Below are 15758 nucleotides of genomic sequence, written 5' to 3' on the forward strand. Positions count from 1 at the left end.
CTAAGCCGAACTCAAACGCCAGAGACTAACGCCCTGTCTTTTCTATCAAGTGTTGGGCTTTTTTTCAGCAGGTCACGTGAATGCATGTCGATACAGTAAGCGCAGCCATTGATCTGCGAGATGCGCAGGTAGACGAGCTCAACAAGCGACTTTGGAAGCCCGGAGCGAGCAATATGGGCGTAAACGCCAGCGAGCGCCTTCACTCCTGCTGGCGAGACGGCGTTGTAGTCCAAACGTTGGGTCATTGGATGTTCTCCTTGATGGCACCGGGTTCATCACCCTGCGGTGCCTCGATGTCATAAGAAATGCGGCCGGAGGGCCGTCGCGCAGATAAATCCGGTCGTAATCGACATCTGCACTTGGATATCTCGCAGCTAATTGTTTGGCATTCTGCCAGTGCGTCGTGACTTTCCGGCCATCTAGAAGCCCAGCCGCGCCTAGCAAGAAAGCGCCGGTACATACAGAGCCATAAATACCGCTGAGCGGTGCAAGACGCTGGATGCAATCGACAATTTCAGCCGGTGCCTCGGAGGTCGGCAAGGTTGGGCCACCGGCTACGAGGAATTAATCAAGCGGACCAAATGCTTCCGTATCCAAGGTTCGACGCCAGCATCATGCCATTCGACGCCGTGACATGACGATCAGACGGCCCGATCGTTTTGATCTCATAGTGTCGATCAGGACCGATAAAAGCATTGGCCTCGGCAAATACATCCAGTGGCCCGGAAACATCGAGCGACTGGACACCTTCAAAGACCAGCATTCCAATTGTCTTCACCGGCGTCCTCTCCTCCAACGTACACCAACCAATACAGCCTGCTGCCCTGACACCAAACCCTTGAACCCTTAGCGGCCAGTTTTCAACGGACGGTGGGAGTGACTTGAGTTTGCAACGAGGTTGGCGCTAAATGAAGAAGGCCTAAAAAGGGCAAATTTTCAGTTGTTTTCTGGAATTGCTGTATTGGTGGGTCTACGATGAAACATTCATTTGTAACGTAGCCCGGTTCTTCCCGAAAAGACCAACGGCGTCTTACCGGTTCTAAACCTTCATTGGCGCATGAGTTTGGTGCGCCTTGGCTCAAAAAGGATTCACAGTGCCAGCCGCAACGGCGTTTCAAAGAAGCCTTGCTGTCTCACATATGTCGCGAGATTGGCTTCCGGCCTCGCGCCGATATGAGTAATAACCTCGGAGGCGGACGAGCAGCCGAGCCTGAGTGCCTTGGCGGGGGTGAGACCATTACTGATTCCGAGGAGAAAGCCGGAGGCGAAGAGGTCGCCGGCTCCCGTAACATCGACGACTTTATCGACCGGGTAGGCAGACATGCTGATTTCCTCGTTGCGGCAGACGGCCATGGCGCCGTCCTCCCCCATGGTAACTGCCGCCAGCGAAACGTCGTTCTTCAAGAGCCGAACAGCCTCCCTCAGGTCGCCTGTTTGATAGAGCGACAATAACTCGTGGATGTTCGCTATAAGAATATCCACGGTACCGGACCGGATCAACTCCAGGAATTCCCTGCGATAACGGGAGACGCAAAAGGGATCTGAGAGGGTGAAGGCGACGGTTTTGCCGTGTTTATGGGCGGCACGCGCCGCGGTAAGAAAGGCTTGTTTCGCCTTCGGCGGATCCCAGAGAAAGCCCTCCATAAAGGTGATAGAAGCTGCCGCGATATCCTGTTCATCAATATCGGCCTCGGTCAGCTGATGGCACGCGCCGAGATAGGTATTCATGGTGCGTTCGCCATCCGGCGTCACCAGGATCATAGAGCGGGCGGTCGCCTCGCCGTTCGCAAGCCGTTTAGTGTTGTAATAAACGCCAGCGGCGGTCAGGTCATCCGCAAAGAAATCGCCGAGTGCGTCATCATTAACCTTGCCAATGAAGCAGGCATTCCCACCTAGCGATGCGATACCGGCTGCAGTGTTGGCGGCACTGCCGCCTGAAATTTGTCTCTTCTGGATCGGCATTTTCCGGTAGAGGCTTTCTGCCCGAGCCTCGTCTATCAAGTGCATCACGCCTTTTTGTATTACTTCCTGATCGAGGAAGCCGGGCAGGACGGGTGCAATAATATCGACGATGGCATTACCGATCGTGAGCACGTCATAACGAGTTACAGTCATTGTGGCTCCTTTGGCATCGATAAGAACGGCTCCTGAATAAGCCTTTATGTCACTCCCGGACATACGCCAGGCAGGACCGGTTCGAGACGACCTTCCTTCCAAGTCTTATGCTCGCAGAGGACTGGCAGAACGACTTCGGGTGCCAGCGCTTTCATGATATCCATGCCGCTAGGATGTGTTTCGGTCCCGTAAACGATGAAGCCAGCATCCGGATGAGGGGAATCGAAGCTGTACCCGCGTGCGGAACGGGCCCCCCATCGCCAGGAGCGCGTCGGCCCATGCAGACCGAAAACCCGGGCATCGACCGCACCTGCGAGATGAAGCACGCTCGTATCGACACTGACGACGGCATAAGCCCTGCGCAGGAGATCCCCCAGTTCGCTCAAGGGGATCTTGCCGCAAAGCGAGATGGTCGATGCGGCATAAAGGCCGAGTTGCGCCGACAGTTCGTCGACGGTCCTTTGATCCGCATCGACACCAGTAAAGGCCGGCGTATATCCGAGATCGATCAGTTTGCGACATAGAGCCGCCCAGTAGTCCAGTGGCCAAGCCTTTTCCGCTGCCCTTGTGCCACCGGCAGAGAGTTGGCAGACCACGAGCCGCTCAAGCGGCAGTTCACGAGCCAGCGCACACTCCGTGCTGCGAAGCTCCATCCGATACTTGCCTATCGCGCCAAAGACGCGTGCCATGGCGGCAAGATTTTCCAGCTCATGCCGTTCGCCCCGGTGGGGCACCGCGACGTCGAAGAGCCCGCCCCGCACAGAGCCTTCCGGCGCGAACCCAACTGTGCAGGTCGCACTCAGCCGGGCGAGAATAGCCGTCAGATTTGGCCAAGGGGTCAGATCGATCACGAGATCGAGGCGGGCCGTTCGCAACATACGCAGGGCGCGGTGCGGGCGCGAGAAATCGCAACGGATAGCGGTCAGCGGCGCCGCAATCATACCCACCGCGGGCGCGTTGTTTTCGCCATGGAAGATAAAAAGGGTTGCTTGCGGATAGCGGTCCGCGATTGCTGTGACCGCACCGGAGGCAATCAGCGTGTCACCAATCGCAGATGGCTGGATGATGCCGATGCGGCTGGGTGACACCGGCAGTGATCGATGCCGGTTTGCCGTTGCCAACACCCTGGCTGCGGCTGCAAGCAGCGACCGATCGAGCCATCGCATCCAACCGTTAGAGCGGGCCATGGTCAGTGCACCGCTTCGTTATGCGGCATGCGTGCGGCCTGAGCCCGCGCGATGACGCCCGTGGTGGATTGATCCGCCTCAAGATCCACAAGCACCACTTTCCCACCATAGGCGCGGACGAATGCGCCACCAACAACGCTGTCTACGGTATAGTCGGCCCCTTTCAAGATGACGTCCGGACGCAAGACCTGGATGAGTTCCATGGGCGTGTCGTCGTCGAAGAGCATGACCATATCGACGGTATCGAGCGCCGCGATCACGACGGCCCGCGATCCTTCAGCCTGTATCGGCCGCTCTGGCCCTTTCAGGCGACGAACCGAAGCGTCCGTATTGAGCCCAACCACAAGCCGGTCGCACTGCGACTTGGCGGCTTTCAGGAGCTTCACATGGCCTGGGTGCAGAATATCGAAGCACCCGTTCGTGAAGCCGACGGTGAGCCCCTCCCGCCGCCACGCCTCGCGGCGAGCATAGGCCAGTGCGAGCGTCCCAAGCTTCTCGTCTCGCCTCGAGGGTTCAGCTTCGATAAGGAGCGCTCCTGCCAGTTCCTCCGCCGTCACCATCGCCGTTCCGCTCTTGGTAACAGCAACCGAGGCCGCGATATTGGCAATAGTCATCGCCTTCGGCATACTTTCACCTGCCGCGAGTGCGAGCGAGAATGCCGCCACGACCGTGTCGCCTGCACCGGATACATCTCGCACGAGTTGCGCGCGCGCCGGCTCATGAACGGGTGACTTGCCCGGCCTGAAAAGCGAGATACCCTGCTCGGAACGCGTCAGCAGGATCGGCGCGACGAACTGTTCCAGCGCGGTGGCGATGCCTGCAGCAATGCCTTCCTCGCTGTCTGCCTCTCTACCGCTTGCAGCGGCAAGCTCCTTACGGTTCGGCGTCAACACCGAGCAGCCTTTGTAATATGAGAAATCGGGCTGCTTCGGATCGGCAATGACGGGAATGCCCCATTGCTCGGCCACTTCGATCACAGTCTTGACGACCTTTGGGGTTATAACGCCTTTCGCATAATCGGAAATAACCATGGCGGAGCACTCTGCAGCAGCCTTTCGTATTTCTGTAATAATGCCCTCTTCCGCCTCATCGCTGATAATCAGGCTCTCACGATCGGCGCGCAACAAGTGCCTGTCCTGCGCGAGGAACCGTGTTTTCTCGATCGTGTTGAAGCCCGGTTGGCAGTAGAGCCGCGCATCGACCCGCGGGTTTCGGTTGAGATTCATCTCCTTCAGCATTGCGCCCGCCGGATCGCAGCCAACCAGGCCCAGTAGGATGGCGGCCCCCCCGAGCGAGGCGATGTTAGCGGCGACGTTGCCGGCGCCGCCAATTGCCCAATGCTCGTCTTGAATTTGCAATACCAAAGCAGGGGCTTCCGGCGAGACACGCTGGACCGATCCACGAACATAGTGGTCGAGCATGATGTCTCCAACGACAAGAATGCGGCAGCTGAGAAAATTGTCTACAATCATTGCAGCGCTCCATGACTTGTTCTGTCCCCAGCCCAGAGTCGCTCAAGGCGAATGAGCTCGGCGGTTGCTAAGAAAATATGGTAAAGGGTGCTTGCAGGAATAGCCGAAACACACGGCCGGCCAGCTCCATCGAGGTGGTCGATCCAGCATCCGCGCGGCGCAATACCGAGATACTTCTCCAAGAGTACGCTCAGCACTGTCGTGACACAGTCTCGGTCGAAGTCACCGTCGAATTCCGCGCGGGCCAGAAGCGCTTTCAGCCTCTCCGTCTGCGGCCACGACCGGTGGCGGCTTGACTGCACTGTACCGTCGCTCAACAGCTCGTCATGAATGAGACCGGTCTTTGTATCGACCCCATGGCATTGAGCAAAGGCAAACAGCCTCTCAGCGGCTTCACGGCCGGGATAACCCGTCCATTGCTCGGCATGGCGAAGAAGCCAATACCATTCAAAATGGTGTCCCGGCTCGACGATATGGCCATAATCGCCACCGATGCGGCGCCATTGGTCGTCGTAATACTCGGCTATCGTTCCAGTCGTGTAATCAAACAGCCGATCTTCAAAAAGGCTGAAGATTTGCTTCAAACGCCGCGTGACGCCGGCGGTTGGATGAACGGTCTGCAGCGCCAAGAGCGCTTCAAGCATGTGCATGTGCGGATTCTGCAAAAGCCTGCCTTCACCTGCTGGCCCGCTGCTCCATCCCTGTCCGTCAACGCGGCCGAAATGGTCGTCAATTGCTTCCAGGGTCAGGTCAATCCAGGGAATAAGATCATTCCTACCCGTTGCCCTCGTCCACCAGGCGAAAGCCAGAAGAACGAAGGCCTGATCGTAGAGATCGAGATCCGCGTTGACGATCCCGCCTCCCTCCCCCATCGACGTGACCCAACCTCCGCCGGGCCGCCAAGCATTCGCGCGCAGGAAATCGAGCCCGTTATTGGCAGTTCGAAGGCCCGGCTCGAAGCCGAGCGTGTAGGCGTGGCTGAAAACATAGATTTGACGGGCGTGAACGCGGGTGCGCTTGAAGCCGACGGATTTGGGCTTGCCGTCCAGATCCAGGGCCTCAACGAAGCCCCGATTGCCATCGACCCCCGTCGTGCTCCAAAAAGGCAAAGCATCCCGGAAGACCCACTCTCTCATACGGTTACAAAGTCCGGCAAGATTGGGGCGTCGTTCCAGTGCCACAACGTTCATGATGCGGCCTCCAATACTTCAAGGAGTTGCGTCACGCCTTGCCACGCTTCCGAGAGCGCCTGCTTGTGTTCAACACGCGAAATGGGCGTTAAATGTGCGCGACAGGCGAGTTCAACGGCTGCGGCGGCTTTTGTCCGGGCGACCTCGCAGAGAAACTCGTCGCGGTTCACGGATGTCATGAACGACCGCAATTTGCGGTCCCAGGCAAGGCCTACGGCCGGAACGCCGAACGAATAGGCCGCGATGACCGCATGCATGCGATAGGCGACCAGCACATCAAGGCTCGAAATAATCGCGCAGAGTTCGCTCGGCGTGTCCTGGACTGGGAACGAAATCGCGTCTCCTGCAATGGCCTGCAACCGAGGTCGGAGTTTGGCGAGATAAACAACGTCTTCGGGGCTTCCATTGGTGAAGGCAACAGCGTGGTAGCCCTTCTCGACCAAGCCGCCTACCAAATCCACGTACCAATTCTCAAGATAAGCGGGGTCCGGCGCATTGTCGGCATGATATCGGATCGCTATGTGGCTCATAACTCCCACACCGGCAACCGGACGTTCGCTGGCGAATAGGCGGGATGGCGAGATGAAGTCGGATGCAAGCAGACCCGGATCGCGCACCACGATGGCCTTGAACCCACTTGCCTCGCCCAGCTTCTCATCCCAAAGGATCTTGGAATCGTGATCGCGAACAAAGACGCCGCGCAGGAATGGGCTCGCAAAGGCCTTTTTCATCATTCCGGTTCCCCTTGCGGTCCAGTCCGGGGTTACTCCGGATGCATAAACGACGAACGGCAATTGCAGCCGCTCCGCTTCCCGGATTGCCAGCGTTAGCTTGGTGGGGAAATTTAGATCGATGTCAGAAATGAGATTGCCGCCGCCGATCGCGATTGCATTGGCGCCCTCGACGCAGGTTGCATAATGGGGATGCCATTTGCGATATGCTTGGATCGCCAAAGGGATGCGGATGACATGGCGTCTTAACCATTTCGGCATTCTGTCAAGCGCAGACATGATCTGAAGGCGCCCTGTCAGGCCATCGCCATAGGCCTGCCTGCCCGCGAGGTCGATTGACCAGGTATCCTCGCTTGCTCCGAGCGCAATCAGAGCCTTTTCCAAGCACTCCGACAGCAGGCCATCGCCGAGATTGGGACTGAATTTGACATTGAAAAGCCGGATGCGAAGCGGTGCGGGTTCCAAAGTGCCGGTTCCGGTCCATTCCACAGGCAATGCCATCGCCGGACGAGCCAATACCATTGGCGCGCTGCCATCCGGCAGTGAGGCGGGGCGCACAGGTATGGCGCTGCTATTGGTCTGGATGCTTTGAAAGCCAGTCGACATAACGTGTCACTCCCTCTTCCAGGGTCTGAAAATTGGGGGCTAGGCCATTGGCCACGAGTCTCGTCGTGTCCGCCTGGGTGAAGTATTGATAGCGACCGCGCAACCGCTCCGGCATGTCCATATATTCGATCCGCGGAGACGCGCCGACGGCATCGAAGACCGCGATCGCGAGGTCGCGAAATGAGCGTGCCTGACCGGTTCCGACATTGAAAATGCCGCCGACGGCTTGCGCCTCGAGGACACGGAGCACCACATGCACACAGTCATCCACGGATACGAAGTCACGCATCTGTCCACCGTCGGGATAGTGTTCATCTTGCGATTTGAAGAGATAGACGGGGGAACCCGCCGCCACCCTCGGCCAGATCTGGTGAACCACTGACCGCATATCGAGCTTATGGCTCTCGCGTGGTCCGTAGACGTTAAAGAACTTCAGACCAGCCCAACGTTGCGGAGCCGCATCACCACGGTAGACATCCGCAGAGATACGCCGGTCGACAAAATGCTTGCTCCAGCCGTAGGGATTGAGAGGCGCCAGCCTCGCCAGCCCGCCCTCCGTATCGTCGTCGCTGAACCCGTGCGACCCATCGCCATATGTCGCGGCCGAGGAGGCATAAACGAAAGCGACGTCGCTGTGCCGGCAATGATCCCACAGATCGAGCGACAGACGAACATTGTTGCTGATAATGCGATCAACGTCGCGCTCAGTGGTCGCGGAAATCGCTCCCATGTGGACGATGGCATCCAGCGGTCGGCAGTTGTTGCGAAGCCAGGTCATCAAATCTTCCGGCCGGATGATGTCATCCAGCCGGAGGTCAGCAACATTGAGCCAGCGGTTGTCACTGCCAAACCAGTCGCACGCAATGACAGAGGCGCCTTTGCGGATGAGCGCATGCGCGATATTGGAGCCGATGAACCCAGCAGCCCCCGTCACCACGATCAACTTGCCGGTCAATCCCCCTGACATTGTTACGCCCCCGCGATCAAATGGGTGTAATGCTCTACGAGTGCGTCGCGCCACTCTTCCGGAGAGGTCGATAGCTTCGCCGCTCGATGAAAGGCCCTCTCGCTCATAGCTTGGATGTCATCCCTGGACATCTCAGCAAGATGCTGCAACGTTTCGGCAAAAACAGATGCGTTGGACGTGTCGCAAGCCAGGGCAATTCCGGTCGAGACCATCTCATCGGCAAGATAGGCTTTGTTGGAGAGCAAAACGGGAATACCGCTTTGCGAGGCTTCGACCGCAACCAGCCCGAAAGGCTCGGGATATCGTGTCGGCATAAGCAAGGCTCTGGCGCTGCGAACGCGTTCGGCAATTTGAGCGTGGCTTTGCCAGCCCAGCAGCCGAACACCCTTGGAATGCCGGGAAAGTCTCTCTTTGAGGGGACCGTCCCCGATGATCGTCAACGGCACGCCCGCGGCGGCGGCGGCATCGACGGCTTCCTCAACGCCTTTCTCAGGCTCCAATCGACCAACAAAGAAGAAGTCCGAGTTATCCTCGGCGCGAACACGCTCGCTGCGATAGGGAACGACCGGATTGCGCAGCGTATGCAGCCTGTCAGGCGCATAGCCGGACCGCTCGAAGGCGGACGCCATCTTTTCGTGCAGTAGAAGCACACGCCTTGCGGATGTCCCTTTTCGAAGTAGGAGCGAACGCAGCCTGGCCGAACGGGCAGAGCGCCAGATTTTCTGCGCGTAACTCCGCTTGTCGCAGTTACAGGCCGCGCAAGTGAAACTGAGTGGTGTGCGCGCACAGGCCGTTTGACGCTGATAGTCATAAAATGCGCCATTTGGGCACGCCAGAAAGAAATCATGGGCGTGGAGAATGCTCCGGTGCGAAACGGGCGCGAGCGCAGCGAAAATCGCTGGCGACAGGATTTTTGACCAGCCATGAACGTGATAGACCGTACCTGCCGTATCATTGGCGGCGATCCACCCTTTGAGCATCTTCTTGGCGCTGCAGTTGTGGATGCCCCTCGCCATCGTGCGGCCTGGGGAGCCAGTCAAAATATGCTCGCCGCAGAGCGGTACGATCTCGACGCCGAGCGCAGCAAGTTCCGGATTTACTCCGTCGTCTCCGCAAATATAAGTTACCGGGATACTTAGCTGGCGGAACAGCTTCACCGACAATAGTGCAAGCCCCGTCCCGCCACCTCTCGCGACCGCGAGATCGTTTATAACCACCAAACGATCGATGGCGTGGAAACCTTCGTGCTTGCGGAAAATGTCTCCTTCGATGCTTCGCCCGCTCACCCCGCCGGATTTTTGAAGCGCCGGGATGGTGGAAGTAGCTCCTGCACTGCGGGCTTGGCGTAAAAACGGAGCATCAGTCACCCCGTGCGCAGGGTTTGTATCTGAAGATGCAAGACTGGTGGCAGGAATATCCCGCAAGCGCGTGATCATGGCAGCCTCGCAAATGATTGAGCGCGATGCTCGCTAGCAAAGCCTGCAATTGCTGCCAGACCCATATTATCCAGTAATTTGAGAGCGAGCAGCGCCCCAAAAATTCCTATTACCGTTCCCGACAGGAGGTGGAGTGCTGCTCCCTCCACGCCCAAGTGGCTGAGCGCCATCCGTGTACCGCTGACGAAAGGTACATGCATGCAGAAAATCGCGAGAGTCTCCTTCGATATAGAGAGGACCGAAGCCGGCGCGGAGAATTCCCAGATGCTCAAAGCGAGGTAGCAGGTAGCGAGAATCACCCCGCTAGCGCTCAAGGCAGCAATCGTCCCAATCGGAGAATGATAGGAAAGCTGAAATCTGATCAGAGCTGTGGCAGCAGCGAAGAAACATGCAGCCATGAAAACGATGGCAGTGGCAATGTACTTTCCGGAAATTGCTTTTTTGGCAACCTTTCGGCTTCCGTCTTCCGGTACGGCTCGGGCAAGGTAAATCCCGAGTGCAAAGTAAAATTGATGTTCCGCAAACCGGATAAAATGCAGCCCCATCCCGGCCTGTCGGTCGCTCAGGAACAGCAGATAGGCCAAATGAAGCGCTATCGACCAAAATAGCAGCTGACGATCCGTGAAGAGGCGGTTTTCAATGGCAAGGCCTGAGACCGCCATGCATAAAAGCAACGTATACAAAAACCAGAAGATACTGACTGGTTGCAACGGCAGTAACAAAAGGCTGGAGAAAGCGTCGGCTGGGCTGACCGGAGCGTTGGCGAGATTGGCCGCGAGAACGATAAGGACAAGCAACACAACGGACCATATCAGACATGGACGCAGAAGCCGCATTGTGCGGGCTTTCCAAGTCTGGACAAACGGCCGCCGCCTAGTCGACTGCGCAAAGAGCAATCCCGAGATCAAGAAAAATAGCGGAATGTGGAAACTGTAAACCACCAGATCGAAATCTTGCGCTGCGTCACTTGTCATGATGCCCGCAGCGACCAGGCCACGCTCGGTGTGGCCGGTCACAACCAGCACCAGGGCAACGGCGCGTGCGACGTCGATCCAGGCCTGCCGCGGTGCGCGTGCGAATGCGGCGCTTGCGCCGTCGATTTCCGTCCGGTCAGCAGATCGCGTATTCATAGAGAGCTCGCGGGTTTGTGATGGTGATCGCACCTGGCGAAAGATCGACTATCCGGCTGCGCTCCCACTCCCTCAGGCACCTGTTGACCTTTTCGCGTGATGCCGGGAGCATTGACGCCAATTCGTGCTGCGAGATATTGATTGTCGCAGCCATATGGCCGCATGGGCTTTCGGCTGAATAGAGCCTGAGCAAGGCGTTTGCCAGACGAGATGGGATGCTGACCGACGCCAAGCAGACCAGGCGATCTTCGAGGTCCTTCACCCGCTCCACCACGTAGTAGAGGACGTTCGCGCTGACTTGCGGATCCGATGCGATCGCCTCTCTGAGAATCTTTGCGTCAAGCGCCCAAATTTCGCAGGCCGTAAGCGCGTGAGCTTCAAAGGAAGGCTTGGTGCGTCGCAACACGTCGATCTCACCAAACACGCTGCCCGGGGCTGGGGTATCAACCACGAATTCCCGGCCATCCATGAGGTATGTTAGAATTTTAACGACACCACTATGTATTACTAATATATAATTTGCTGACTTCTCGCCTTGCGAGATGATGTCGCCTTTATCATAAAATTTAACGGTCTTTGTTTTCAGAAGCCTTCCGGCAAGATCTTTACCGAGAATGGAAAGATATTCGCCCCTTTTACTTCTATAGTATCCATCGATACTTCGGTCTGCATTTAACATAGCAAACTCCCAAAATATATTCAGCTGAATCGGGGTGCTGCCGCCCGGTATCTCCTCCATTTTTTATTTTTTGCATTGCAGTAATTTTTTCCACTATGCCGAAAAAATGCGGACCTGCCTATGACCATGGTCACAGACAGTTTCCCCAAAATATCGTTTCCTAGATTTAAACGTGATCAGTTATTTTTTAAAATAGGGGGTTTCGAGTGAATAAATATCTCCGGAAAATTCCCACGCTTGAACCAAGAACAAGTGTTTTTAATGTTAGAAAATCAAGGATATCTGCGGCTGATAGTTTATCATCGTCCTTTGCGCCGAATGGAGTATACAAGCGGACTCTCGATGTCACGGCGTCGCTCATCGCGATTGTTCTGTTGTCGCCAGTACTCGCTTCGGTTGCCATAATGGTAAAAATTTGTGATGGCGGTCCGATACTCTTTCGGCACCGGCGCATCGGATACGGCGGAAAAACGTTCGAGTGTCTGAAATTCAGGACGATGAAAACCGATGCCGAGCTGCGTCTACAGGAGTGGCTTCTCAATAATCCCGTTGCGGCAGAAGAATGGAGCGCAACGCAAAAATTGAAGTATGACCCAAGGCTCACACCGATCGGTAAATCTCTGCGTCGGTCCAGCCTCGATGAACTACCTCAGCTTTTCAATATTTTTCGCGGCGATATGAGTCTAGTCGGCCCCCGGCCTGTCGTGGCCGAAGAGGTGCCCCGCTACGGCCGGGATATTGCCCACTATTACTCCGTGAGGCCTGGGTTAACCGGCGCTTGGCAAGTCAATGGCAGAAACGATGTGTCCTATGCGGAGCGTGTGCGGCTGGATACCGAGTACTGCACGACGTGGTCGTTTACAAAAGACCTGACAATCATGCTGAAAACAGTTCCGGTCTTGTTTTCCGGACGGGGTTCTTACTGAGCGTTCATTTTCATTGAGCGCCGGAGCCCCATGGGCATCCGGCCAAACGACAGGCCAAACAATGATCGTAGAGCCCATTGGTATACTTCTCGCTATCGCCGGCATCTACACGATGGCGGCTGGCCTGACGGCTGGAATGTACTTTCTCTGCATCTGCACGCTCCTTGGGGCAGCAGCGGCCTTGATCCTTCCTGCTCTGGGCGGCGCCAACATCCAGCCCTCGCACTTTGCCCTGCTCTTTCTGACCGCCGCTGTCGCCTTGCGTGCAAAGACGCTTTCGGCAGCACTGTCTTCTTTAAGCTATCCAGGCCCCGGGTTCTGGTTCACGCTTTTCGTACTCTACAGCGTTTTGACGGCGCTGTTTCTGCCCCGGATTTTTGCAGGTGCAACGATTGTCTATTCTCTTGCCCGCACCAACGAAATGCACCGGATTCTGAGCACACCGCTCTCGCCAACCACGACTAATCTGACGCAGTCCATCTATATGATCGGAAGCTTCTGCTGCTTTGCGATCGTGGCTGGATTCGGCCGCCTCGGTGGAATGGCGATCGTCGCGCAAGCCTTGATCGTCACCAGTGCCATCTGCGTTTTCTTCGCCATCGCCGACCTTGTGACATATGCCACAAATACGGCAGACCTGCTCACTATCATTCGCAATGCCAACTACCGAATGCTCAACGACGGCGATATCGAGGGCTTCAAACGTATCGTCGGCTCATTTCCCGAGGCAGGGGCCTTTGGTTATGCGGCACTGGCCCTGTTTGCTTTCGTACTGATGCTTGCCATAGAGGGTTTCCCCGCCCGGTTTCTGGGAACGATAACGGCCGCGCTTGGGACTGCGCTGCTCCTGTGCACCTCAACCACCGCCTACGCCGCAAGCGCAGTTACAGGTATCCTCGTCCTTTTTTTCTGCATAGCCCGCATTCTAAGAAACAACGCAACACCCCGCCATCTGACTTATGTCGTTGCGTGCCTGTTCGCACTGCCGCTTCTTGTCATGGCAATCATGCTGATCCCCTCCGTATCGGAAAGCATCAGCAATCTCATACACGCGACAGTTACAACGAAACTGGAGTCATCATCCGGCGAGGAACGGATGCGCTGGAACGCACAAGCCCTGAGCTCTTTTCTCGATACGAGCGGGATGGGAGCCGGCGTTGGCAGTATAAGGGCATCCAGCCTCGTCGTTGCGCTCCTTGCCAATGTCGGCATTCCCGGCACGCTGATCTTCTTCATCTTCCTGGCAAGCCTCATTCGATCTGTGCTTCGGCGCGATACGGACGGCGGCGTCGAACAGAAAGTCGGGCTCGCGGCGATGTTTTCTTGTATCGCGCAGGTTACGGCCGCGTCCATTTCCGCTGGCGCAATCGATCTCGGTCCCCTGTTCGCAATTACAGCAGGGCTGTGCGTCGCCTATGCGCTTGGGCCGCTGCGGGCGCCCGCGGTTGCGGCGATTGCACCGGTGCTCGTATCGCCACCGCGCCTCAATGCGCTTGTCAAAGGGTTTACTTCTACTGACACACAGCGGGCCTCGGGCCGGGGAGCTTTCATGCCAGGCGACAGGGGTTATCGCCATGTATAACCCGCCGGTCTCGCTTGCCTATCCTGCCTCATCAGGCCCTCCGGTTCGCGAAAAGCCGCTGGATATCCGCCAGCTTTTTCGCTTCCTTATATCGAACTCTCTGCTGATCTTTTCCATCACCGCGCTTTTCGTTGCGCTTGCCGTCGTCTACGTCACCGTCACCTCGCCAACCTATGTCTCCAGTGCCCAACTTATGTTGGAAACACAGAAGGCAACAGGGGCGGATGCGCAACGGACACTTGCCGAAGAATCCCTGGTTGAAGGGCAGATGGAAATCATGAAGTCCGGAGGCGTTCTGACGGCTGTAGTCGAAAACATGAATCTTTCCTCGGATGCCGAGTTCCAGCTAGACCACTTGCCGATTGCCGACACTGTTCGCTCCATGCTTTCCGATCCAGCAAAGAGGAGTGAAACCCCAGGAACAACGGAAACCTCACCGGAAGACGCGCAGGCAAATTACACGATAGCAACCCTCCGGAGCCGCTTGTGGATCCGTCGGGTGGGCCAGTCCACAGTGATAGAGATTTCTGCAGCGTCCAGCGATCCGCGCAAGGCAGCCCTCATCGCGAATGCCGTGTCAGAACAGTATATTGCGCAGAATGTGAAAATGAAATCTCAGGCAGCTTTTCAGTCGAGCGAATGGCTTGCCCAGCGGGTAGCCGACTTGCAGGAAGCAGTCTTTTCTGCCGACCGCGCGGTCATGAAGTTTCAATCCTCGGGCGATCCGGGAAGCCAATTCAAACTCACCGAGCTCAAGAGCGTGGCAGAGACCCAGCACCGCCTCTATGAGACTTATCTGCAAAGCTGGTCAGAGGCCAAGCAACGCATTTCCTACCCCGTTTCCGATGCGACCTTTGTGTCGCGAGCAACCATACCCGTTGCGAAAAGCCAGCCGAAAAGCATGCTTCTGGTCGCATTCGCCCTGATACTCGGTCTGGGTGCCGGCGTTGTGGTCGCAATCGCGCGCCATTTCGGCAACCGTCTCATTACTTCGGCCCACCGCATAACAACCGAAATCGGAGTTCCCTGTATCGGTGAGGTGGCGCAGGCCAATCGGGGCAGGGCAAAGCGGATGGCGTCTCCGGCCGAGTTGCTACAAACCGGGGAAGCGGGAAAACCCGGCACACGCGAATGGTTCGATCGTGACATGCGCGACCTTAGGGCAACTTTGGGCGGACTGCGACGCAGCCGGAAAGCCAATCTGATCGGCTTGGTTGGGACAGAAGCCAAGGCCGGCGCAACCACGGTCGCCTACAATCTCGCGCGCCTTGCGGCTGCCTCTGGCTCAAAGACATTGTTGATCGATGCAAGCGCAACCAACCCAACTCTCAGCCAGACTTTCGGCGAAGGACGGGCTGTGGGTCTGATGGACGTGTTGAATGATTCACGCACGTACACTGATTTCGTCAGCCGGATCGACAGGCGTTTCACCATCCTGCCGATCGGTACCTTTCGAGAGGTGACGCCGGGCGAGCGCATCGGATCGGAACGCATCGCGTTCAGCTTTGCGGATCTAAAAGAGCGCTTCGATCTCATTCTGATCGACCTCCCCTCCATGCCCGGATCCTCCGATGCAAAGTCCATCGCACCCTATCTCGATGGATCGCTTATCGTCGCCCTATACGGCCGGTCTTCCTTCGACACCCTCGCCCAGATCGTCGATGCATTGCGTGATGTCGGCGCCGACATCCTGGGGGTTGTTCTCAACGGAAGCCCACAACGGAAAAACTGAAGGAG

13 protein-coding genes and 2 pseudogenes are annotated in these 15758 nt (G+C 56.9%); 3 read left to right on the forward strand and 12 right to left on the reverse strand.

Features of this window, described 5'->3' with window-relative positions; translation table 11 throughout:
* Positions 1–41 precede the first annotated feature (41 nt).
* From ACP7E6_RS15505 to ACP7E6_RS15560, 12 genes and pseudogenes are all read right to left on the reverse strand, one after another.
* Positions 42–203: pseudogene (locus ACP7E6_RS15505) on the reverse strand (carboxymuconolactone decarboxylase family protein); the annotation flags it as partial.
* Positions 139–546 (reverse strand): annotated as a pseudogene (locus ACP7E6_RS15510) (DJ-1/PfpI family protein); the annotation flags it as partial. The pseudogenes ACP7E6_RS15505 and ACP7E6_RS15510, both read right to left, overlap by 65 nt.
* Before the next feature lie 22 nt (positions 547–568).
* On the reverse strand, positions 569–778 hold the full coding sequence (locus ACP7E6_RS15515) for a hypothetical protein (RefSeq protein WP_426230648.1): 210 nt from the start codon (positions 776–778) through the stop codon (positions 569–571).
* Positions 779–1089: 311 nt separating this feature from the next.
* Entirely contained in the window at positions 1090–2115 is a 1026-nt protein-coding gene (locus ACP7E6_RS15520; protein ID WP_426230649.1) for an adenosine kinase, read from the reverse strand.
* A 44-nt stretch (positions 2116–2159) separates the two neighbouring features.
* Complete coding sequence (locus tag ACP7E6_RS15525; protein WP_426230650.1) at positions 2160–3302, reverse strand: glycosyltransferase family 9 protein; 1143 nt, start codon at positions 3300–3302, stop codon at positions 2160–2162.
* 2 nt (positions 3303–3304) lie between these two features.
* Entirely contained in the window at positions 3305–4774 is a 1470-nt protein-coding gene (gene rfaE2 / locus ACP7E6_RS15530) for a D-glycero-beta-D-manno-heptose 1-phosphate adenylyltransferase (RefSeq protein WP_426230651.1), read from the reverse strand.
* Entirely contained in the window at positions 4771–5964 is a 1194-nt protein-coding gene (locus ACP7E6_RS15535; RefSeq protein WP_426230652.1) for an AGE family epimerase/isomerase, read from the reverse strand. The genes rfaE2 and ACP7E6_RS15535 overlap by 4 nt, the downstream gene beginning before the upstream one ends.
* On the reverse strand, positions 5961–7301 hold the full coding sequence (locus ACP7E6_RS15540; RefSeq protein ID WP_426230653.1) for a polysaccharide pyruvyl transferase family protein: 1341 nt from the start codon (positions 7299–7301) through the stop codon (positions 5961–5963). Before ACP7E6_RS15540 ends, ACP7E6_RS15535 begins: the two co-directional genes overlap by 4 nt.
* Positions 7267–8244, reverse strand: a complete 978-nt coding sequence (gene rfaD / locus ACP7E6_RS15545) for an ADP-glyceromanno-heptose 6-epimerase (RefSeq protein ID WP_426230767.1) — start codon at positions 8242–8244, stop codon at positions 7267–7269. The genes ACP7E6_RS15540 and rfaD overlap by 35 nt, the downstream gene beginning before the upstream one ends.
* A 26-nt stretch (positions 8245–8270) precedes the next feature.
* Complete coding sequence (locus ACP7E6_RS15550; protein ID WP_426230654.1) at positions 8271–9704, reverse strand: glycosyltransferase family 4 protein; 1434 nt, start codon at positions 9702–9704, stop codon at positions 8271–8273.
* The gene (locus tag ACP7E6_RS15555; RefSeq protein WP_426230655.1) at positions 9701–10834 is read right to left on the reverse strand and encodes an acyltransferase family protein; all 1134 of its coding nucleotides are present in this window, start codon (positions 10832–10834) and stop codon (positions 9701–9703) included. The genes ACP7E6_RS15550 and ACP7E6_RS15555 overlap by 4 nt, the downstream gene beginning before the upstream one ends.
* On the reverse strand, positions 10815–11573 hold the full coding sequence (locus ACP7E6_RS15560; protein WP_426230656.1) for a Crp/Fnr family transcriptional regulator: 759 nt from the start codon (positions 11571–11573) through the stop codon (positions 10815–10817). Before ACP7E6_RS15560 ends, ACP7E6_RS15555 begins: the two co-directional genes overlap by 20 nt.
* Before the next feature lie 218 nt (positions 11574–11791).
* Here ACP7E6_RS15560 and ACP7E6_RS15565 point away from each other — a divergent pair, with 218 nt between their 5' ends.
* From ACP7E6_RS15565 to ACP7E6_RS15575, 3 genes are all read left to right on the forward strand, one after another.
* Positions 11792–12439, forward strand: coding sequence for a sugar transferase (locus ACP7E6_RS15565; RefSeq protein WP_426230768.1), 648 nt, complete (start codon positions 11792–11794; stop codon positions 12437–12439).
* A gap of 61 nt (positions 12440–12500) precedes the next feature.
* Positions 12501–14021 carry a hypothetical protein gene (locus ACP7E6_RS15570; protein WP_426230657.1) on the forward strand — a complete coding sequence of 507 codons (1521 nt, stop codon included), beginning with the start codon at positions 12501–12503 and terminating at the stop codon, positions 14019–14021.
* Positions 14014–15753: a GumC family protein gene (locus ACP7E6_RS15575; protein WP_426230658.1), complete on the forward strand. Its 1740-nt coding sequence runs from the start codon at positions 14014–14016 to the stop codon at positions 15751–15753. Before ACP7E6_RS15570 ends, ACP7E6_RS15575 begins: the two co-directional genes overlap by 8 nt.
* Positions 15754–15758 lie beyond the last annotated feature (5 nt).

This window comes from Pararhizobium sp. DWP3-4, assembly GCF_049898205.1.
Lineage (GTDB): Bacteria > Pseudomonadota > Alphaproteobacteria > Rhizobiales > Rhizobiaceae > Pararhizobium.

Bases quoted from the DNA above. Each gene is read 5' to 3' on its own strand.
- rfaE2 (WP_426230651.1), bottom strand. From the start codon at position 4,774: ATGATTGTAGACAATTTTCTCAGCTGCCGCATTCTTGTCGTTGGAGAC.
- ACP7E6_RS15535 (WP_426230652.1), bottom strand. From the start codon at position 5,964: ATGAACGTTGTGGCACTGGAACGACGCCCCAATCTTGCCGGACTTTGT.
- ACP7E6_RS15550 (WP_426230654.1), bottom strand. From the start codon at position 9,704: ATGATCACGCGCTTGCGGGATATTCCTGCCACCAGTCTTGCATCTTCA.
- ACP7E6_RS15520 (WP_426230649.1), bottom strand. From the start codon at position 2,115: ATGACTGTAACTCGTTATGACGTGCTCACGATCGGTAATGCCATCGTC.
- ACP7E6_RS15575 (WP_426230658.1), top strand. From the start codon at position 14,014: ATGTATAACCCGCCGGTCTCGCTTGCCTATCCTGCCTCATCAGGCCCT.
- ACP7E6_RS15555 (WP_426230655.1), bottom strand. From the start codon at position 10,834: ATGAATACGCGATCTGCTGACCGGACGGAAATCGACGGCGCAAGCGCC.
- ACP7E6_RS15560 (WP_426230656.1), bottom strand. From the start codon at position 11,573: ATGGAGGAGATACCGGGCGGCAGCACCCCGATTCAGCTGAATATATTT.
- ACP7E6_RS15540 (WP_426230653.1), bottom strand. From the start codon at position 7,301: ATGTCGACTGGCTTTCAAAGCATCCAGACCAATAGCAGCGCCATACCT.
- ACP7E6_RS15525 (WP_426230650.1), bottom strand. From the start codon at position 3,302: ATGGCCCGCTCTAACGGTTGGATGCGATGGCTCGATCGGTCGCTGCTT.
- ACP7E6_RS15570 (WP_426230657.1), top strand. From the start codon at position 12,501: ATGATCGTAGAGCCCATTGGTATACTTCTCGCTATCGCCGGCATCTAC.